This is a genomic window from Bacillus sp. 5RYD7K (genome assembly GCF_059831465.1).
Map to the genome: position 1 here is coordinate 1,665,411 of NZ_CP191200.1, position 19,733 is coordinate 1,685,143.

Below are 19,733 nucleotides of genomic sequence, written 5' to 3' on the forward strand. Positions count from 1 at the left end.
GCTTTATATTTTAGAAATTTCAGAAAATATAATTGACAACACACCTTTATTGCGATTAATATAACAATATATAATGTTATATAACGTTATATAATAAAAATAAGGAGTGAAGGATTTGAGTCAGGCCACAGCAAAAGTAAATCGTGAGGTTCAAGCTTTCTTGCAGGATTTGAAAGGGAAAACCATTGACCATGTCTTCTTTGTCGCTTGCGGAGGGTCTTCGGCCATTATGTATCCGAGTAAATATGTGTTTGACAGGGAGTCAAAATCAATCAGCTCAGACCTTTACAGCTCAAACGAATTTATCCAGCGCAACCCTGTTCAGCTTGGTGAAAAGTCTCTTGTTATTTTGTGCTCGCATTCGGGGAATACCCCGGAAACAGTTAAAGCTGCCGCGTTTGCAAGGGGCAAAGGCGCACTTACGATTGCGATGACGTATAAACCGGAGTCTCCTTTAGCACAGGAAGCGCAATATGTTGCCCAGTACGATTGGGGTGATGAGGCGCTTGCGATCAATACGAACTATGGCGTTTTGTATCAAATCGTTTTCGGCACCCTGCAAGTTTTAGAAAAAAACACGAAATTTGAGCAGGCCATTGAAGGCTTAGACCAATTACAGGCTGTGTATGAAGGAGCCCTTAAGCAGGAAGCTGACAACGCACAGCAATTCGCAAAAGCTCATGAAAAAGAAAGCATCATTTACACAATGGCAAGCGGTGCAAACTACGGTGTCGCTTACTCCTACAGCATCTGCATTCTCATGGAAATGCAATGGATTCATTCCCACGCCATTCATGCCGGAGAATATTTTCACGGACCGTTCGAAATCATTGATGAATCCGTTCCATTTATTATCCTGCTCGGCTTAGACGAAACAAGACCTCTTGAAGAGCGGGCGCTTTCCTTCTCGAAAAAGTATGGCAGAAAGCTCACTGTGCTTGATGCCGCATCCTACGATTTCACTGCAATTGACGATTCAGTTAAAGGCTATCTTGCCCCGCTTGTCCTCAACCGTGTGCTGAGAAGCTATGCAGACGAACTGGCAGAGGCGAGAAATCATCCTTTATCTCATAGAAGATACATGTGGAAAGTTGAGTATTGATCTGAAAATGAGGAACCATTATGCACTAGACTATAATGTTATATAACATTATAGTCTAGTGTCCAGAGGAGGCCAACCCTTTGAAGAAAATGTTGTTGTTCTTGATCATTGCAGCTGTCAGTTTGCTCACCATTGCAGGCTGTTCGAGTCAGAGCAGTTCAGCGGACGGAAAGGTGACATTGAAATTTTTCCACAGATGGCCGAAGGAGCCGGAAAAAAGTTACTTTCAAGAGGTTGTAAAGGAATTTGAAAAAAAGCACCCGGATATCGACATTCAAATTGAATCCGTTTTGAATGACTCCTATAAAGACAAAATTAAGGTTATGCTGGGAACCACCAGTCCTCCAGACATTTACTTCTCTTGGAGCGACGAGTTTGCTTTTAAATTCATTAAAGGCAATAAAGCACTTGATCTCTCGTCCTACTACAAAAATGATACCGATTGGTCATCACAGCTCGTTCAATCGCAAATTACACCGTTTACTTATGAAAACAAGCAATATGGCGTGCCATGGCAAATGGACGCTAAATCATTCTTCTATAATAAAGACATTTTTCAAAAACTGAACCTTAATCCGCCGAAGACATGGGACGAATTAATCGATGTGTCAAAGAAGCTGAAAGCACATGGCTACACACCGATCAGCTTCGGCACAAGAGCACTTTGGACAATCTCCCACTATATCGGCACGCTCAATCAGCGGATGGTCGATGAAAAAACCCGGGAAAAGGACTATAACGCCAAAACAGGTGAATTTACCGATGAAGGCTATGTAAAAGCACTTGAAAAGCTTCAGGAGCTGATGCCTTACTTCAATAAACATGTAAACTCCGTCGACCACGAATATGTAAGGCAGCAATTTAAGAGCGGAAAGTCGGCGATGATATATGCGGAAACAGCGGAGATCAAGCTGGTTGAACCGGTGAATCTGGGGATGTTCCCATTCCCTGAAATCAGCGGGCAAAAAGGATCTTCAGAAGCGTTAACGGGAGCGCCGGAAGGATTCATGATTTCCTCAAAAACAAAACATCCGAAGGAAGCGGTGGAATTTTTGCAGTTTCTGACGTCGAAGAAAATGGGGGAAAAGCTCGTCAAAGATGTCGGAAAATACAGTGCGGTGCAAGGAACGGCAACTGAAGAAAATTCTACAGCCGTCCAGCGTGAAGCCGTTCAGCATATTGTTGATGCGAAATCAATGGTTCCATGGTTTGATATGGATGTCGATGTTGAAGTCGCAGATGCGTACCTAACGAGCGTCCAGCAAATGCTTGGCGGCGACATGACACCGGAGCAGGTGATGAAGACCGTTCAAAAAGCAGCGAAGCAAGTGAGGGCGCAAGCTGAATAAATCAAAGAAAAGGTGAAGCTTTGCACCTTTTCTTTTTATAAAGGAGATGAGATATCCTTGGTCAATCAGAATAAAATAATCCCCTATTTGTTTTTGGTGCCCGCTCTCGTTTTTTTACTTTTCGTTTATATTCCGATTTTTGAGAATGTCTTCCTCAGCTTGTTTCAGTGGAGCTCTTTTTCTCCGGAAAAAACGTTTATCGGCTTGAAAAACTATGTGGAACTGTTTCATGATCCTGTCTTCTACCGGGCGCTTTCCAATAATGTGCTTTACGCCGTGATCTCCATTGTATGCCAGGTATTTGGCGGTTTGATTTTGGCGGCGGTGCTTGAGGATAAGCTGGTCAGAAAATGGTCGCCGTTTTTTCGCACCGTTTTCTTTTTGCCGGTCGTCATCTCTATGACGGTGATCGCGCTTTTGTTTGATTTTATTTACAACCCTGAGACGGGGCTTTTGAATCAGCTGCTTCAGGCGGCAGGTCTTGATCAGCTGACGAGGGCTTGGCTTGGGGAGGACAGCACGGCTATGCTTTCTGTTATTTTCGTGTCTCAATGGCAATCTGTCGGTTATATTGCGATGCTGTACATTGTGTCGATCCAAAAAATACCGGATGAACTGTATGAAGCGGCCCGGCTTGACGGGGCGGGAAAAATTCAGCAGTTTTTTCACATTACCGTTCCCCAGACGAAAGAGATGTCTTTTGTGGCGGTCGTCATGACGCTGACCGGGGCTTTTACGGTATTTAATGAACCGTACATCTTGACAGGCGGCGGGCCGGGCAACGCTTCAGAAGTTTTAAGCACGTTTTTATATAAAAGCGCCTTTACAAAGGATATGATGGGCTATGCCTCAGCGATTGCCACCGTTGTGTTAATCATTACCCTCGTATTGTCGCTCATGCAAATGAAGTTCTTTAAAACCGGAAAGGAGGATTAACAGATGCTGCCCCAGAAGAAGACAGATTTGTTCAGATTGGAGCCTGTGCCTGACCGGCGCATTGAGGAGAAAAGAAAGCCTAGACGAAAATGGTACATCGGAGAAACGTCTGTGTGGGTTTTTCTGTTTCTTTATCTGATTGCGATCGCCTACCCGCTTCTATGGATGGTGATGAGCGCTTTTAAAAACTCGGATGATATTTTTGAGCACAGCTGGTCGCTGCCGTCTTCTTGGCATCCGGAGAACTTTGTGTCGGCCTGGAATCAGGGGATTTCTTCTTATTTTATGAACAGTGTCATTGTCACGGCGCTGACGTGTGTGATCACTGTCTTTATCAGTGCATGGGCGGCGTATGGACTTTCCCGTTTTGAGTTTAAAGGAAAAGGATTCTTTTTGGTGCTGTGTCTTGGCGGATTGATGCTGACACCGCAGGTCAGTCTTGTGCCGCTTTATTCTATTATTCAGTCGCTTGGCCTGTACAATACGTATTGGGCGTTGATCCTCCCGTATGCGGCTTACCGGATTCCATTCACCATCATTTTGATCCGCTCTTATTTTCTTTCTATTTCAAAAGAATTGGAGGAGGCGGCTTATTTAGATGGGTGTTCGAGTTTCGGAGTATTTTTCAGAATTTTCTTACCAATGAGTGTGCCGATCTTGGTCACCTCCGGCATTTTGACGGCTTACCATACGTGGAATGAGTTTATGTTTGCGATTATTTTCATAGATGATGAGAATTTGCGGACCATTCCAGCCGGACTGATGCAGTTCAGAGACGCGCTGCAGACAGATTGGGGCGTCCTGCTGGCGGGGTTAACGATTTCAGCAGCGCCGATTATCATTCTATTTTTATTGATGCAGAAGTATTTTGTCCGCGGGATTGCAAGCGGAAGTGTAAAAGGTTAAAGGGGGAAGAAAAATGAAATTGATTGCGGTCGGAGATAACGTTGTCGATTACTATAAGGATCAAGAAACGTTTTACCCGGGAGGAAATGCCTTGAACGTCGCTGTGCTTGCCAAACGGCTCGGGCACGAGGCTTCTTATATCGGAATTGTCGGCAATGACGAAGCTGCGGCACATCTTTTGAACGTACTGAATTTAGAGAAGGTTAATGCGGATTACATCCGCCAAGCGCACGGAGAAAACGGAATGGCCATTGTCACCCTTGATGAACAGGGGGACCGGATTTTTGTCAGGTCAAATAAAGGCGGCATTCAGTCCCGGCTCCGGCTCGTGTTCCAGGAGAAAGATCTCGCCTTTATCAGCGGGCATGATCTGCTGCATACCAGTGTGTACAGCCGGCTTGAGAACGATCTTCCGCAGCTGTGCGGGCTGATCCCGGTCTCTTTTGATTTTTCAACCAATCGGGAGGATGATTATTTGAGAAAGGTCTGTCCTTATGTGACGTATGCGTTTTTTTCAGGAAGCGATTTGAGTAAGTCAGAGTGCGGTGCGCTTATTGAAAAAGCACATGGGTACGGAGCCAAATTCGTTTGTCTGACCCGCGGGAGCCAGGGAGCGATCCTGTCTGCGGGAGACCGAATCTATCATCAGCCGATTGTGGAAATTGATATAATAGATACACTTGGAGCGGGAGATTCTTTTATCGCTGGTTTTTTGACTGCCTTTTGTGAGAAGCAGGACATAACGCCTGCTTTGCGCCAAGCGGCGGAAACGGCTGCGAAAACTTGCAGCGTGTACGGGGCTTTCGGCTATGGCCATCCTTATCGCTTGGAGGATGACGGGGGAAGCAGTGAAAAAACGAGAATACTGTAAGCAGTGTCTCGTTTTTTATGCCTATTAAGTGTAGGGGCTGTTGATGGTAAAGGTGACACGGTTTGTGTGCATCAAAAACAATGAGCAGTAGATTGGCTGGTCATTTGATGTAAAAGCCGTTTTATCAATTTCAAACAGCGCATCGCCGATATCGCAATCCAGGTATTTGCTTTCCTCCTGCTGGGCATATACGACATTTAATAGCTTCGTATTGTGAGTCGGAACAACTTGGTATTGCTGTTTCAAAATATCATGCATGGATACGCCGTCAGCAATAAACGTATCAATAGTGGGAAACAGATCCAGCGGATAATGTGTCACTTCAAAGGTGAGCGGCTGGTCATCGTTATATAAAATCCGTTTTAGTTCAACGACAGGGCTCTCGGGATTGATTTGAAGCTTCTCAGCAATGAGGTTTGCCGCCGGAATGATCTCATGGGACAGCACATGGTGCTTCGGTTTTTTTCCGGTTGATTCCATAAATTCCGAGTAGCCGTTTACTGCAATCAGCTCCCGTTTTAATTTAGGGCTTTTAACGAACGTTCCTTTTCCCTGCTGCCTGATCAGATAGCCTTCTTCGACTAAATCGAGAATGGCTTTCCTGACGGTAATGCGGCTGACATTATACTTGCTGCAAAGCTCGTTTTCAGTAGGCAGCTTGGCGGCGGGAGAATACACGCCCTTTTTGATATCATCAGTGATGATTTGTTTCAGCTGAATGTATAAAGGTGTAGAACTTCCATTGTTTAACAAAAGGTAGCCTCCTTTTAACCTGTTATTCATATTATAATGTAATATGACGTTATAATACAAATTCCGCATTTATTATTTTAGGAATATAGCAAAAATAGGAATTGATTATTTTAAAAATAACAGAAAGACCGAGTTGTTTCCAGTGACGAAATAACAGATGAAAAGATAGGGGGAATGTCTGATGGCTTCATTAACATTTGAACATGTCAAAAAATCATATCACTCACAATTAACGGTGAAGGACTTTGATTTAAATGTAAAGGATAAGGAGCTTTTGGTGCTGGTGGGGCCGTCAGGATGCGGAAAATCGACCACGCTGCGGATGGTGGCGGGACTGGAAAGCATCTCTGAAGGAAACCTTCTCATTGATGGGGAGCGGGTCAATGATCTCCCCCCGAAAGAACGTGATATCGCGATGGTATTCCAAAACTATGCGCTTTATCCGCATATGACGGTTTTTGATAATATGGCGTTCGGATTAAAGCTCAGAAAGATGTCCAAACAGGAAATCACCGAGCGGGTTCATGCGGCAGCTCAAATTTTAGAGATTGAGCATTTGCTGAAGAGGAAACCGAAGGCGCTCTCCGGCGGGCAGCGGCAAAGGGTGGCGCTGGGCAGATCGATTGTGAGGGAGCCGAAGGTCTTTTTAATGGACGAGCCGCTTTCCAATTTGGATGCGAAGCTGAGAGTGACGATGCGTACAGAAATCAGCAAGCTGCACCAGCGTTTAGAGGCCACCATCATTTATGTCACACATGACCAGACCGAAGCGATGACAATGGGCGATCGGATTGTCGTGATGAATGAAGGAGAAATCCAGCAGGTGGCGAAACCTCATGACATTTATCATTATCCGGCAAATCTGTTTGTCGCAGGTTTCATCGGCTCTCCCGGAATGAACTTTTTGAAAGGCGTCATAGAAGAGCGGCATGGCGAGCTGTTTTTCACAAATCCTTCGATCCGTCTTCACATTCCTGAAGAAAAAGCGAAGCGGCTTAGAAAAAAGGGTTACGCCGGAGAGCAGATGATTGCCGGCATCCGGCCGGAGCATATTACACACATGACAGGGAATGAACAGCTGTTTGATTCAGTGTGTAAAGCGAAGGTGGAAGTGAATGAAAATCTGGGATCGGAGCTGATTGTCCATGTCACAAGCGGGGACGAGCGGCTGACGGTGCGCCTGGATGGGAACACGCGAATTGCCGCAGGCGATTCGATTCAGCTGGCAGTGAAAATGGATCACGCCGTCTTTTTCGATGCGGAGACGGAAGAGGCTGTGTATTAGGAAAGGTGCTCCTTTTCAGGAGCACCTCAGATTGGGGAACTGATCAAGTCGGTAATGTTAATTGAAAGAACAACATACCGCGAACTGGAACTCAAACAGCAAAAGGAACTCCTGCATAAAGTAAAGCATGATATGAATACACCTTTAACTGCTGTCAGACTGCACTTATTTTGCTTAGAAGAGTTTGCGCATTCATATATTGTAAAGGCAGAAAAAGCTGACAAGTGATTCCGTCAGCTTTCTCTTGAATGTCAGGCTGCATCATCCCGTTGTCATGTCCGCTGAAGAATTCGATGCAAGATCTCATGTTCAATCTGAATGAGTGTGCTGTCGGACAAGGAGCGAGGGCGTTTGGCGCGGATCGGGATGTCGAAACTGATTTCTCCGTCTTCGATCATGATGACGCGGTCAGAAAGGCGGACCGCTTCCTGCACATCGTGTGTGACGAGCACAGCTGTAAATCCATTTTGTTTCCATAGCTTTTCTATCAATTGCTGCATGTCGAGACGGGTGAGGGCATCCAATGCGCTGAGCGGTTCATCCAGCAGCAGAAGGGACGGCTTTCTGATGAGAGCACGAGCAAGGGCAACCCTTTGCTGCTGTCCGCCTGACAGCTTATACGGCCATGCGTGGCGGTAATTCCACAATCCGACTGCTTTCAGCACTTCCTCTGCTTTTTCTGTCCGCTCTTTCGGCAGCCCGATTAATACATTATCGATGACCTTTTTCCATGGCAGCAGCCGTGAATCCTGATACATCATTGTGGTGCTGTTCTCATCTGTGCCGCTGAATGTCAGTTGGCCTGAGCTCGTTTGTTCTAACTGGGCCAGAATGCGGAGCAATGTGCTTTTTCCGCTCCCGCTTTTTCCGACGATGGCCGTGAATCTGCCTTGTTCAATTGTCAAAGAAATGTCTTTTAAGACTTGTGTGCCGCCGAATTGTTTGCTGACATGGTCCAATTTAATTTGGGCCGCTTGCTCATTTGCTTGGTTATACAACTCTATTTTCTGAGAGGGCTGTGCCATTTTTTTCACTCCTATCCTTGCTTTTGATAATTAGGATGCCATTTAAGCGCATAGCGCTCACCGATATGAGCAATGATGTCGGCTGCTTTTCCTAATAAGGCGTAGACTAAAATGCTGACGATAATGACATCCGTCTGCATAAATTGACGTGCATTCATGGCAAGGTAGCCAATTCCGTTGCTTGTGGCGATTGTTTCAGAAACGATTAAGGTCAGCCACATAACGCCGAGCGCATAACGAAAGCCGACGAATATAGAAGGAAGAGCGGAAGGGAAATAAATTTGTTTGAATAATTGAAAACCGCGTAAGCCGTACATTTTCCCCATTTCAATATGTTCGCGGTTCACGTTCCGAATGCCATGGAGCGTATTAATATAGACGGGAAACATGACGCCAAGCGCGACGAGAAATACTTTCGGAGCTTCGCCGATTCCAAGCCAGACAATAACAAGCGGCAAAAGGGCAAAGTGCGGAATGTTCCGGATCATTTGGATGGTTGTATCTAGCAGACGGAAGGAAAGCGCTGACCAGCCGTTGATAATACCGAGGACAAAGCCGATCAGTCCGCCAATCAATAATCCGCTCAGTGCACGCGCTAAACTGATTTGTAAATGCAGAGAAAGCGCTCCATTTGTGATGAGCTCCCACAATGCTTTTAAAACAGATAGCGGAGAAGGAAAAAGACCCTCTGATAATACATGTGAGGAAGAAAATAATTGCCAAACGATTAGAATAAAAATCGGCACCAGCCAGGGAAGTACACTTTTTCTCATCATCATTCGCCTCCTTTACTTTCTTTTAAAACAGGCTTCCGCAAAGGATCGAGAGGCATGATGTCAGAAACGCGGATCGGGTCTTTTATTAATCCGAGCTGATAGTAGTCATCTGCCTGCTGCTGCTGGGCGGATATGATGTCTTTCGTCAGCGTATTCACGCCGTAGTTTTTTCGCTTTGTCGCCCGTTTCAAGATATTAGACTGAATACCGGTCAGAGTCGCGATACGGCTGGCGATTTCGTTTTGATGCGTGCTGGCATATCGGTCTGAGCGGTCAGTCTCCTCTAATATAGATTTGACCAGATCGGGGTGTTCGCGTACGAATTGCGGTGCAGCATAGTAAAACGTTCGATTCGGATAAGCCGCAACATGATGGGAGAGAGTTCTCACATGTCCATTTTCTTCGACTCCGGCGAGGAACGGATCGTACGTTGCAAAAGCATCGACTTCACCCGATTCCAGAGCAGCCCTGCCTTGGGCGGCATCCGATACGAAAGCCCATTTGACATCGTGCTGGGTTAACCCGGCGGCTTTCAAAGCCAAGAGAGCGAGATAATGGTGATTTCCCCCTTTATTCGCGGCTATCATTTTCCCTTTTAAATCAGCAAAGGATTGAATGGGGCTATTCTCTTTTACGACCACACCGACACCTGATAAATTTGGCGGACTCGCACCCACGTAAACAATGTGTTTGCCGGAGCTTTGCGCAAAAATACCTGATCCGTCAGCGGCATTGCCGTAATCAATCTTTCCGGCAGCCAACGCCTCCAATAAAGCCCCGCCACCTTCAAATTCAATCCATTCAATTTTCTCGTGTGGTAATCGTTTTTCTAAATAGCGGCTTTCTTTTAAAAGGTGCAGCGTATTTCCTTTTTGGAATCCGATTCGAATGGGCTGCTTTCCATTTGTTTCATTGGCTGTACATGCAGTGAGGCTTAAAAAAGCAGCTATGATTATGAGAGTGCAGACCCTTTTTCGCTTCATCAGAATGGCCACCTTCCTTCACAGATTCATTCCTTACTATTTTTATAGGATTATATGTATTTGAAGGTGTAATGTCAATCCTGTAAAGGAAATGATTTGAAAAAACACAAAAAAAGACCCGAGGGGGTCTTTTTTTAAACAGTCTGACTCTATAAGGATGGTGAAACCGCGTCCCTCCGTTTAATGTAACGGCAAGTGAAAGACTTAAAATCAGCAGGGCAGCTGTGATTACGGGATAATTAATTCGCTGAAAAGGATGGCCGCTATACCACGTTCTTTATTGAGTATTACTTCTCTTAAAACTCCTCATACTCCGCGCGGGTAAACGAATCGATGATCTTCATGTCGTTTTCTTCAAGGGAGAAATCAAAAACAGAGATATTTTCAAGCTGGCTGTCTAGTGATGCTGATTTTGGAATCGGGACAGCGCCGAGCTGAATATGCCAGCGTAAGATCATTTAGAGATTGTTTTATGATTTTCTGCAATTTGCTCAAGCTGAAGATGTCTTTTCAGGAGCACCTTTTTCTTACGGCCAGATGTCGCCGGCCCATTCAGGGTGGTCGATAAATGGATTGCGGTTGTGCTGGTATTTCTCATAAATGATTTCATTTCTTTTTCGCTCACGGTCGTCAACCGGGTCCTGTTTATTCCAGTCGAGCAGGACAGATTGTTTGCCGATATAAGGAGCCGAGCCGTTGCCTGTCTTATTATTAAGCTCAAGGTCAGGGTAGCCGTCATCACCTTCGTAACGGACAGCCATGTAAAACAGCATGCGGGCAATATCGCCTTTTACATCATCGCGGGGTTCCCATGAATCGCCATCATAATAATTTCCGGGTGCCTTCTTATATTCAGTACCGCCATTGTCAAAATCCATATTTCCTCTGGCGCTGTTAACTTGGACATCAGCCGGGCGCAAATGGTGAATATCAGTTCCGGGTCCCTTGCCCGTACCAAAATTGCCATGGGATTTCGCCCAGACGTGCTCGCGGTTCCAATCGCCGACATTGCCGCCATTCAAGTTTTTGGACCGTGATTCATTCGTATAGAGCAGGATGACGTTATTCGGATTTGCCGGATCTTCATCGGTTTCTTTCAGTGCGTTCCACACTTCGCTGTAGGACAGCATCGTGTGTCCGCTGATGATGCGGTGCAGGGCGCTTTTTAGCGATTTCCCTGTTTTTCCGTCAGCCCCTTCATAATAGGTGTCAATGTCAGTATAAGGTGCTGCGGGTGCGGCTAATGAGAGAAGGCTCATTTTTCCTGAAGGGGAAGACGCCAATCGGTCATTCAGGCTTAATGCGGTTTGCGCGCTTGCTGAAGCTGCCGGCGCAAACCATCCGGAAATCAGTAATACACAGACGAACGGCAGAAACCATGCTTTTTTTGTCATCGCTTGCCCTCCTTTTATCAACTCATATCTATTATCTAAAATTGATATAAAGGATAGAAGTGTCATTTTGTATATTTTTCATTAAAATTGTAAATTGGTTCCTTTGGGGGATATCCTGAGACCCGGTTTTTGCTTCAGTTGGGAGATGGCAAGCTGCCGGCATTTCTGTTTTCATCTGTCCCGCGCTCTGCGCATCGTTTCTCCGCAAGCTTGGCTTGTTCATATGAAAGGTTTTTTGTCCTCTTTTTCCTCTCGCTGGTTCCTTCATCCATTGCGGCTGATTACTGTGTTTTCTGTGGGTTTTACATGAGATACTGTGACCAAAAAATAAACGTTTTTTTGGTTAATCTGTCAATGAACTGTCGTGTTCCTCCTTCTATAATGAAGTCACCATAACGGCCAGAGGGGGGAGTACATGGAAAAGCAGAAGCTTTCAGTCAAAAACAGCATCACAGATTATATTGAATGGCTCGCCCAATACGGCGCATCAGCAGACGGCGGTGTAACGAGGCTTTTGTACACAAAAGAGTGGATGGACGCACAGCTTGCAGTGAAGACGGAAATGTCTTCATTCGGGCTTGAAACAAGATTCGATGACGTCGGCAATGTTTTCGGCAGGCTTTCGGGCACCCAGTCTCCGGATGAAGTGATTGTAACCGGTTCGCACATTGATACTGTCATCAATGGGGGAAAGTATGACGGCGCTTATGGCGTTCTGGCGGCAATGCTTGCGTTAAAGCAGCTCAAGGAAACATACGGAGCGCCGAAAAAAACACTCGAGGCGGTCTCCTTATGTGAGGAGGAAGGCAGCCGTTTTCCAATGACCTATTGGGGGTCGGGGAATATGACGGGTGTTTTTTCAGAACAAGATGCAAAAGAGCCAAGAGACGAGTCGGGAGTCTCCCTCCAAACAGCGATGTATGAGAGCGGTTTTGGCAAAGGTGTGTTTCAGTCAGCATATAGGACAGATATCAGCGCGTTTGTTGAGCTGCATATTGAACAGGGGCAGACGTTGGAAATGTCAGGCAGGGATCTCGGCATCGTGACAAGTATTGCGGGGCAGAGACGATATCTGGTCACGCTCGAAGGAGAATGCAATCACGCAGGAACCACCTCCATGAAATGGCGCAAGGACCCGCTCGCAGCCGGCAGCCGCATCATTCATGAACTGCTTCTGTGCGCAGAAGAGCAGCCGGATGAGCTCCGTCTGACATGCGGAAAAATAACGGCCGAACCTAATGTAGCCAATGTCATCCCGGGGCGGGTGCAGTTTTCAATCGACATACGCCATCAAAATCAGCGCGTGCTGAAGCAATTTCATGAAGATATGGCTGTTTTGATCAACCGAATTTGCCGTCAAAAAGGAATTCACGCCGTGATTGATGAATATATGCGGATAGAACCTGTGCCGATGGATAAAAGGCTGAAGGATGCGGCTTTTGAAACGGCGGCAGAAAACGGCATCAGCTGTGAGGAAATGGTGAGCGGAGCAGGGCATGACGCGCAAATGATCGGACGGCGCCATCCGGCTTGTATGCTGTTTGTGCCTAGCCGAAGCGGCATCAGCCACTCACCGAAGGAATATACCTCGGCCAGACAGCTTGAGATCGGCGTCCGCGCACTGACTGATTTATTATACAAACTGGCTTACTGATAAAGGAGGAATGGCTGTGTCAGGCAGAAAGGAATTATGCACGCCGTTAAGAACGATTATGACGCCGGGCCCTGTTGAGGTAGATCCGCGTGTATTGAGAGTGATGAGCACCCCGGTAGTCGGGCAATTTGATCCGGCGTTTACGGATATCATGAATGAAACGATGGAAATGCTTCGGGAGCTGTTTCAAACAAAAAACCGCTGGGCATACCCGATTGACGGCACGTCACGGGCGGGAATCGAAGCGGTGCTGGCGAGTATCATTGAACCTGAAGATGATGTGCTCATCCCCATTTACGGGCGCTTTGGTTATTTGCTGACTGAAATCGCCGAGCGGTACGGGGCAAATGTTCATACGCTTGAGTGCGAATGGGGAACGGTTTTTGACCCGGAGGACATCATACGGGAAATGACAAAAGTGAAGCCGAAAATCGTGGCGATGGTGCACGGCGAAACTTCGACAGGGCGGATTCACCCGCTGAAAGCAATCGGCGAAGCCTGCCGCGCACACAATGTATTGTTTGTCGTCGACGCAGTCGCGACGATCGGCGGCTGCGAGGTAAAGGTGGATGAATGGAAGATTGACGCGGCCATCGGCGGCACGCAAAAATGCTTGTCTGTTCCGTCGGGGATGGCGCCGATTACATATAATGAGCGGGTGGCGGATGTGATTGCGGCTCGTAAAAAGGTAGAGCGCGGGATTGCGACACAAGCGGACAGGGCAGCGCTTTCAGGAAACCGGCCGATCACAAGCAATTATTTTGATTTGAGCCAGCTTGAGGATTATTGGAGCGAAAGACGGCTCAATCATCATACAGAAGCGACGACGATGCTCTATGCCTTGCGTGAGGGTGTCAGGCTGGTGCTTGAAGAAGGTCTGGAAGCCCGCTTTGAGCGCCATCGCCGCCATGAGAACGCATTAGCGGCAGGGATTCAGGCCATGGGGCTGAATCCGTTTGGAGATGACAGCTGCAAAATGCCTGTTGTCACCTGTGTAGAAATTCCGGACGGCATTGACGGCGAGTCTGTCCGCCGCATGCTGCTGGCGCAATTCGGCATCGAAATTGCCAGCTCATTCGGTCCGCTGGCGGGGAAGATCTGGAGAATCGGCACGATGGGCTACAGCTGCAGAAAAGAAAACGTGCTGTTCGTCCTTGCCGGGCTGGAGGCTGTGCTGCTCAGACATGGTGCAGCGATCGAAGCGGGAAAAGCGCTCCAATCGGCGCTTGACGTGTATGAAAACGCCGCCCGTCAGGCGGCGGTATAAAGAAAAGCTTGCGGAAACTCCGCAAGCTTTTTTAGTCATATGATGTGCTATTTCTCCAATCCGTTTTTCTCCGTTTGACTCTTTTTACAAATCTTCTCTCTCCGTGTTGTATTTTCTGACGAAGCATGAGTCAATTTTTCTTCCATCATCTATTCTTTATACAAGTTACCTATAAAATCACGCTGAACTTGTTGATTCTCACAGCAATGTAAGAGAGGGGGATACAGCAATGGCAAATTTGCACATGATGGTAGATGCGCTTCTAGAAGATCAGGAAGAGGCTGTGCTGGCGACAATTGTTCAAGTAGAAGGCTCCGCATATCGAAAAGCAGGCGCCTCTATGCTCTTTAAGAAAAATGGGGAAAGGGTCGGCCTGCTGAGCGGCGGATGTGTGGAAGAAGATTTATTCCGCAGAATCAGTGAGCTGGGTGATCAGCTGACGTCAGCGCTGATTTCTTATGATATGCGGGCGGAGGACGATCTTTCCTGGGGCATGGGAGCAGGCTGCAACGGCATGATTCATATTCATGCGGAAGCAATCACTCAGGAAAAAAGACGGCACTATGAAAGAGTGCGAGACTGCCTTCATGCTGGCAAAGCAGTAACAGCCGTTACGCAGATTGATTCCTCCCGTTCTTTATTTCTGACGGAAAACGGGCATTTCGGGAATTGGCTGGGCGCGCCTCTGGAAGACATACAACGTACCGTTTCTGCGCTTCATTTACCGCATTTTGATCCATCTGCCAACCTGTTTATGCAGCGGATTGAACCGAAGCCGCGCCTCATTCTGTTCGGAGCGGGACCGGATATTGTGCCGCTTGCCAATTTGGCGGCTGATACAGGATTTTCTGTGATCGTGACAGATTGGCGTCCCGCTTATTGCACATCCTCTCTATTTCCAAAAGCGGATCGGCTGATCACCGCTTTTCCGGAACAAATGCTCAATGAATTTCAGTTTTTGCCGCAGGATGCAGCTGTTGTGGCAACCCATCATTTTCAGCACGATCAAGCGATCATCGACTTTTTATTTTCTCAACATCTTCGTTATATCGGTTTGTTGGGTTCGGCGAACCGCACGAAGCGGCTGCTGAACGGAAAACAGCCGCCGGCTCACTTTTACAGTCCGGTCGGGCTGTCAATCGGTGCGGAAGGCCCCGAGGAAATCGCCGTCAGCGTTGTTGCGGAAATCATTCAAACAAGAAAACGGCTGGCGGTTGTATGAGAAGCCCCTATCTGATCGGTGTGTTTCTCGCTGCCGGCAAAAGCGAAAGGATGGGCCGAAACAAGCTGGCTTTGCCGCTAAAAGGAGAAACCGTCGGATCGCTTTCCTTGAAAACGGCTCTTCTGTCCGGCCTTGATCACGTGCTGATCGTCGAGCGGACAAAACATGCTTCCCTTGAATGGATGGGAGCGCCCTATCACGCTCCGCCTTTTCGAAAACGCTGGAGTCTGCATGTTTGTCGAGACGCAGAAAAAGGTCAAGGGCATTCAGTCAGCAGCGGGGTGAGAAAAGCGGAAAGCATGGGAGCGGACGGCGTTGTCATTTTATTAGCCGACCAGCCGCAGCTTTCCGTTGATCATCTCAATGCCCTTGTGGCGATGGCACCTGAGTCGTTTGCCGTGTCTTCATCTTTAGGCGCCCCTGCCCCGCCAATCTATTTCTCAGCAGCGTGTTTTCCTTATATAAAGAAGCTAAAGGGAGATGAAGGAGCCCGCAGACTTCTGAAAAGCGGGCAGCTTGGAAGGGGAGCCGTTTTGGAGGCAAAGGAAAGCGCGGAGCTGAACGATATTGATACACCGGAGGAATATGAGATGGTGAGGAGGGCGATGGTATGAACGGGCAAGTGCCAAAAGCGAGGATGAATATTCAATTATGGAAACCGGCAGCGCTCGATGAAGCCTATTCGCTTTTAGAGCAGTTTGCCCCGGATGTGTGTGCCGCATCGGGCAGCACATGGCTTCAGCTTCAGTGGGATAAGGGAATTCTTTCGAAACAGCACCTTGTCAGTCTGGAAGGAATAAAAGAGATGAGGGGGATCAGCGTCAGTGACACCCACGTGTCGATCGGAGCGCTTACGACACTGAATGAATGCAGAAAGAATCCTTTCATCAAGAGTGCGCTTCGTTGTTTCAGCGACGCTGCTTCCGCCGTCGCCGCACCGGGTGTCCGCAGCCGGGCCACAATTGGCGGAAATATCGCGAGTAAAATCGGCGATTTGATTCCGCTCTTGCTCGTACTTGATGCGGAGCTTGTCGCATATCAAAAGGAGCTGATCAGACTGCCGCTTGGCGATTGGCTCGCAGATGAAAATGATGGAGGTGATATCGTCACGCGTGTCATCATCCCGCGTGCGGAGGGAGAGCGTGTGTTTTACCGCAAGCTTGGGAGGCGTCAGGCTTTTACAGGAGCGGCTGCTGTTGCGGCTGGACGTTTTTTGAAAGACGGCGGCATTCGTCTCGCCGCTGGCCATGCTGATATTACACCTGAAAGATTATTGGAAAGTGAAGCGAAGTGGATGATGTCAGGGTGTGATCCGCACGAGCTGTACGAAACGCTTATCCATGAGCTGCCATTTTCCGCAGATGCTTTTATGTCAGCGGCATACAGAAAAAAAGCCGCTGCCAACGTCATTATGTCAGAGCTGATGGCGGGGAATAAATGATGATCAACAAACCGTCAAGAGTCAGGCCGGATGGAAGAGAAAAGGTCACAGGAGAACTGAAATATATGACCGATCTCAGCTTTCGCGGAATGCTGTATGGCAAGGTGTTAAGAAGCGCTTATCCTCATGCGGAGATTGTGTCGATTTGCACCATGAAAGCTGAAGAATTGGAAGGTGTGCGGGCTGTCGTCACTCATAAAGATGTTCCCGGATTAAACCGATTTGGCATCGTCATCCCTGATCAGCCGGTTTTATGCGAGGACAGAGTACGGTATGTCGGGGATGCGATTGCCGCCGTGGCTGCAGAAACGGAGGAAATCGCGGAGGCTGCGCTGGAGCTGATTCGTGTTGAGTATAGAGAGCTTGAGATCATTGATTCACCGGAAAAAGCGCTTCTTCCGGACGCGCATAGACTGCACGAGGACGGCAACATTCTGCACCGCGCGTTTTTTTCAAACGGCGATGTCGAGGAAGGGTTTCGGGTGTGTGACACAGTCCTTGAAGAAACCTATGAGCTGCCCCGGCAGATGCATACGTATATGGAAACGGAAGGAGGCACAGCCGTTCCGGAGGATGATGGGGGCTTTACGATGTATGCAGGAACACAGCACGGCTATAAAGACCGTTTCCAGCTTGCACGTATTTTTGACATTCCTGAAGAGAAGATCAGGGTTGTGTCGAGTCCGATGGGCGGCTCGTTCGGAGGAAAGGATGAGCTGAATATCCAGCCGTATGCCGCGCTTTTGGCCCTGAAAAGCGGACGCCCTGTCAAAATCCATCAGACGAGAAAGGAATCTGTACGTTCTGGCATTAAGCGCCATCCGATGAAGGTGACAATAAAAACGGGAGCTGATCAAACAGGAAAGCTCTTGGCTCATGATGTGAAAATTGTGGCGGACACAGGCGCTTACGCCACACTTGGACCCGCCGTTCTTGATTTTTCAGTCGAGCATGCCGCAGGGCCGTACCGTATTCCGAATATCCGGACGGAAGGGATATCTGTGTTTACGAACAACGGGGTGGCGGGAGAATTCCGGGGCTTTGGCGGCAATCAAATCACATTTGCCCTTGAAACCCATCTCGACCGCCTCAGTGATAGGCTCGGTATCGACCCGCTGGAGCTGAGAAGAAAAAATATCAGAAAGCCGTATGACTTAGGGCCGCTGGAGCATCGGATTGCACCGACTGACGGAGCGGCACAGGTGCTGAATGCCATTTCTGAATCTCCCATTTTGACAAGAAAACGCCGGAACACCGGGTATATACGGAGCGGCACGGGAGCGGCAATAACGATGCACGGCGGCGGGCTGGGCTATGGCCGAATGGATGCGGCGGGAGGCCGTTTGTCCCTTTCAAGTGACGGAAAAATTACAGCTTCGTTCGGATTTGAAGAATGCGGACAGGGCATTCTGGCAGCGATTGAACATATCGTCACCGAGGAGCTTGGATGTGCCGCAGAGGATATTACCATTGTCATTGGGGATACCGCAAAAGTGCCGAAGTCAGGCTCCTCCACGGCATCCCGCGGCACAAGCATGGTATGGCACGCCATTCACCGTTTGAAGAAGCCGTTTCTTTCTCGCTTGAAAAAACGGGCGGCACAATGGAGCGGCTGTTCGGCGGAAACCCTTATTCCCGGCGCTAAAGGCTTGCGTGATAAAAACACAGAGGAGCTCATGGTGACATATAAAGAGCTGGCTGAAAAAGGCCCTTTGGCAGAGGAATCGGCATTTGACTTTCCGACAACGCCTGATCCCGTGGACGGCGGCCATTTCCTTTACTCATTTGGAGCGGCGGCTGTTGAGGTGGAGGTGGATCTGTTAACAGGCGATGTCAAAGTGATAGATTGTGAGCACGCCATTGCGGCAGGGCCGGTTGTCAGTCCGCAAGGTTATCGGGGCCAAATTGAAGGCGGCGCCGCCATGGCGATCGGCTATACGCTGATGGAGGAAGCAAAAATGACGGACGGCCGTTATGCTGCGGAAAATCTCGATCACTATTTAATCCCAGTCGTCAAAGATGTTCCTTGCATGAAGGTGATCGCAATAGAAGAACTGATGAAGGGAGACGCATACGGACCGCGGGGAGTCGGCGAAATCGGAACGATCGCTATCACTCCCGCTATTGTAAAGGCTGTACATGATGCGGTCGGATGCTGGATAAACAAGCTGCCGATTTCAAGAGAAGAGCTGCTTGAAGCGATAGACAGAAAGGGGCTGAAGCAATGGACGTAAAAGAGGCTGGATCACTTCCTGTAAAAAAGGGACAGTACCGAATGACCGTAAATGGGCAGGAGCGTGAGGTGACAGCCATTCCCACGGCTCGTCTGAGTGATTTGCTTAGAAAGGAATTTCAGCTGACCGGGACAAAGGTGTCCTGCGGTATCGGCCGCTGCGGAGCATGCTCCATTTTAATTGACGGGAAGCTGGCCAATGCGTGCATGACGATGGCCTATCAAGCAGACGGCCATTCCATCACAACCATCGAGGGGCTTCAAAAAGAAGAGCTGGATATGTGCCAAACCGCTTTCCTGGAAGAAGGCGGCTTCCAATGCGGCTACTGTACGCCGGGAATGATCATTGCGCTTAAAGCATTGTTCGAAGAAAACCCGCATCCCACAGATGAAGAGATAGAAGAAGGGCTGGCAGGGAATTTGTGCCGGTGCACCGGGTATGGCGGGATTATGCGGTCGGCTTGGAGGATGAGAAGAGAGCTGAACAGGGGGAAAAGGGAGTTCGGCTGTTAAAAGCCGGACTTTTAGTATCTAAA

Annotated in this window: 18 protein-coding genes and 2 pseudogenes; 14 read left to right on the forward strand and 6 right to left on the reverse strand. The window is 48.2% G+C overall.

The genetic code is table 11. The features are described from left to right. Window positions 1-115: 115 nt before the first annotated feature. The 5 genes from frlB to ACQE26_RS08305 all read left to right on the forward strand — a co-directional run bounded on the left by frlB (window position 116) and on the right by ACQE26_RS08305 (window position 5,164). Window positions 116-1,102 (forward strand): fructosamine deglycase FrlB, encoded by a 987-nt coding sequence (gene frlB, locus ACQE26_RS08285; RefSeq protein WP_016938024.1) that lies wholly within the window; start codon window positions 116-118, stop codon window positions 1,100-1,102. 80 nt (window positions 1,103-1,182) lie between these two features. Next, complete coding sequence (locus ACQE26_RS08290) at window positions 1,183-2,451, forward strand: ABC transporter substrate-binding protein (protein ID WP_500471234.1); 1,269 nt, start codon at window positions 1,183-1,185, stop codon at window positions 2,449-2,451. Between the two features lie 57 nt (window positions 2,452-2,508). After that, entirely contained in the window at window positions 2,509-3,387 is an 879-nt protein-coding gene (locus ACQE26_RS08295; RefSeq protein WP_500471236.1) for a carbohydrate ABC transporter permease, read from the forward strand. A gap of 3 nt (window positions 3,388-3,390) precedes the next feature. Further along, complete coding sequence (locus ACQE26_RS08300) at window positions 3,391-4,293, forward strand: carbohydrate ABC transporter permease (RefSeq protein ID WP_060964354.1); 903 nt, start codon at window positions 3,391-3,393, stop codon at window positions 4,291-4,293. Window positions 4,294-4,306: 13 nt separating this feature from the next. Continuing rightward, the gene (locus tag ACQE26_RS08305) at window positions 4,307-5,164 is read left to right on the forward strand and encodes a fructoselysine 6-kinase (protein WP_500471238.1); all 858 of its coding nucleotides are present in this window, start codon (window positions 4,307-4,309) and stop codon (window positions 5,162-5,164) included. 24 nt (window positions 5,165-5,188) lie between these two features. On the opposite strand, the gene frlR is transcribed toward ACQE26_RS08305, so the two are convergent. Next, window positions 5,189-5,917 carry a transcriptional regulator FrlR gene (gene frlR / locus ACQE26_RS08310; RefSeq protein WP_060964356.1) on the reverse strand — a complete coding sequence of 243 codons (729 nt, stop codon included), beginning with the start codon at window positions 5,915-5,917 and terminating at the stop codon, window positions 5,189-5,191. 181 nt (window positions 5,918-6,098) lie between these two features. Here frlR and ACQE26_RS08315 point away from each other — a divergent pair, with 181 nt between their 5' ends. Continuing rightward, window positions 6,099-7,202, forward strand: coding sequence for an ABC transporter ATP-binding protein (locus ACQE26_RS08315; RefSeq protein WP_500471239.1), 1,104 nt, complete (start codon window positions 6,099-6,101; stop codon window positions 7,200-7,202). Window positions 7,203-7,229: 27 nt separating this feature from the next. Next, window positions 7,230-7,382: pseudogene (locus ACQE26_RS08320) on the forward strand (two-component sensor histidine kinase); the annotation flags it as partial. Between the two features lie 92 nt (window positions 7,383-7,474). Here the strand turns inward: ACQE26_RS08320 and ACQE26_RS08325 are convergent. The 5 genes and pseudogenes from ACQE26_RS08325 to ACQE26_RS08345 form a co-directional block, all read right to left on the reverse strand. Further along, window positions 7,475-8,227 (reverse strand): ABC transporter ATP-binding protein, encoded by a 753-nt coding sequence (locus ACQE26_RS08325; RefSeq protein WP_060964358.1) that lies wholly within the window; start codon window positions 8,225-8,227, stop codon window positions 7,475-7,477. An 11-nt stretch (window positions 8,228-8,238) separates the two neighbouring features. After that, window positions 8,239-9,003 carry an ABC transporter permease subunit gene (locus ACQE26_RS08330; protein ID WP_438420579.1) on the reverse strand — a complete coding sequence of 255 codons (765 nt, stop codon included), beginning with the start codon at window positions 9,001-9,003 and terminating at the stop codon, window positions 8,239-8,241. After that, a complete protein-coding gene (locus tag ACQE26_RS08335; protein ID WP_438420578.1) occupies window positions 9,003-9,986 on the reverse strand; it encodes an aliphatic sulfonate ABC transporter substrate-binding protein in 984 nt (327 codons plus the stop codon). The genes ACQE26_RS08330 and ACQE26_RS08335 overlap by 1 nt, the downstream gene beginning before the upstream one ends. A 296-nt stretch (window positions 9,987-10,282) precedes the next feature. After that, a pseudogene (locus ACQE26_RS08340) lies at window positions 10,283-10,444 on the reverse strand (aldo/keto reductase); the annotation flags it as partial. A 69-nt stretch (window positions 10,445-10,513) separates the two neighbouring features. Next, a complete protein-coding gene (locus ACQE26_RS08345) occupies window positions 10,514-11,380 on the reverse strand; it encodes an endonuclease I family protein (RefSeq protein ID WP_064778658.1) in 867 nt (288 codons plus the stop codon). 415 nt (window positions 11,381-11,795) lie between these two features. On the opposite strand from ACQE26_RS08345, the gene allC reads away from it, so the two are divergent. From allC to pucE, 7 genes are all read left to right on the forward strand, one after another. Then, window positions 11,796-13,034 carry an allantoate deiminase gene (gene allC, locus ACQE26_RS08350; protein ID WP_500471240.1) on the forward strand — a complete coding sequence of 413 codons (1,239 nt, stop codon included), beginning with the start codon at window positions 11,796-11,798 and terminating at the stop codon, window positions 13,032-13,034. A gap of 16 nt (window positions 13,035-13,050) precedes the next feature. Further along, window positions 13,051-14,301: a (S)-ureidoglycine--glyoxylate transaminase gene (gene pucG, locus ACQE26_RS08355; protein WP_500471242.1), complete on the forward strand. Its 1,251-nt coding sequence runs from the start codon at window positions 13,051-13,053 to the stop codon at window positions 14,299-14,301. Between the two features lie 229 nt (window positions 14,302-14,530). Continuing rightward, entirely contained in the window at window positions 14,531-15,523 is a 993-nt protein-coding gene (locus ACQE26_RS08360; RefSeq protein ID WP_500471243.1) for an XdhC family protein, read from the forward strand. Next, complete coding sequence (pucB, locus tag ACQE26_RS08365) at window positions 15,520-16,137, forward strand: xanthine dehydrogenase accessory protein PucB (RefSeq protein ID WP_500471245.1); 618 nt, start codon at window positions 15,520-15,522, stop codon at window positions 16,135-16,137. Before ACQE26_RS08360 ends, pucB begins: the two co-directional genes overlap by 4 nt. Further along, on the forward strand, window positions 16,134-16,964 hold the full coding sequence (pucC, locus tag ACQE26_RS08370; protein ID WP_500471247.1) for a xanthine dehydrogenase subunit C: 831 nt from the start codon (window positions 16,134-16,136) through the stop codon (window positions 16,962-16,964). Before pucB ends, pucC begins: the two co-directional genes overlap by 4 nt. After that, complete coding sequence (gene pucD / locus ACQE26_RS08375; protein WP_500471248.1) at window positions 16,961-19,198, forward strand: xanthine dehydrogenase subunit D; 2,238 nt, start codon at window positions 16,961-16,963, stop codon at window positions 19,196-19,198. The genes pucC and pucD overlap by 4 nt, the downstream gene beginning before the upstream one ends. Then, window positions 19,189-19,710, forward strand: a complete 522-nt coding sequence (gene pucE, locus ACQE26_RS08380; RefSeq protein WP_500471249.1) for a xanthine dehydrogenase subunit E — start codon at window positions 19,189-19,191, stop codon at window positions 19,708-19,710. The genes pucD and pucE overlap by 10 nt, the downstream gene beginning before the upstream one ends. Window positions 19,711-19,733 lie beyond the last annotated feature (23 nt).

Coding starts and splice junctions, on each gene's coding strand:
- ACQE26_RS08300 (WP_060964354.1), top strand. CDS start 3,391: ATGCTGCCCCAGAAGAAGACAGATTTGTTCAGATTGGAGCCTGTGCCT.
- ACQE26_RS08305 (WP_500471238.1), top strand. CDS start 4,307: ATGAAATTGATTGCGGTCGGAGATAACGTTGTCGATTACTATAAGGAT.
- ACQE26_RS08315 (WP_500471239.1), top strand. CDS start 6,099: ATGGCTTCATTAACATTTGAACATGTCAAAAAATCATATCACTCACAA.
- ACQE26_RS08325 (WP_060964358.1), bottom strand. CDS start 8,227: ATGGCACAGCCCTCTCAGAAAATAGAGTTGTATAACCAAGCAAATGAG.
- ACQE26_RS08330 (WP_438420579.1), bottom strand. CDS start 9,003: ATGATGAGAAAAAGTGTACTTCCCTGGCTGGTGCCGATTTTTATTCTA.
- ACQE26_RS08335 (WP_438420578.1), bottom strand. CDS start 9,986: ATGAAGCGAAAAAGGGTCTGCACTCTCATAATCATAGCTGCTTTTTTA.
- ACQE26_RS08345 (WP_064778658.1), bottom strand. CDS start 11,380: ATGACAAAAAAAGCATGGTTTCTGCCGTTCGTCTGTGTATTACTGATT.
- allC (WP_500471240.1), top strand. CDS start 11,796: ATGGAAAAGCAGAAGCTTTCAGTCAAAAACAGCATCACAGATTATATT.
- ACQE26_RS08360 (WP_500471243.1), top strand. CDS start 14,531: ATGGCAAATTTGCACATGATGGTAGATGCGCTTCTAGAAGATCAGGAA.
- pucB (WP_500471245.1), top strand. CDS start 15,520: ATGAGAAGCCCCTATCTGATCGGTGTGTTTCTCGCTGCCGGCAAAAGC.
- pucC (WP_500471247.1), top strand. CDS start 16,134: ATGAACGGGCAAGTGCCAAAAGCGAGGATGAATATTCAATTATGGAAA.
- pucD (WP_500471248.1), top strand. CDS start 16,961: ATGATGATCAACAAACCGTCAAGAGTCAGGCCGGATGGAAGAGAAAAG.
- pucE (WP_500471249.1), top strand. CDS start 19,189: ATGGACGTAAAAGAGGCTGGATCACTTCCTGTAAAAAAGGGACAGTAC.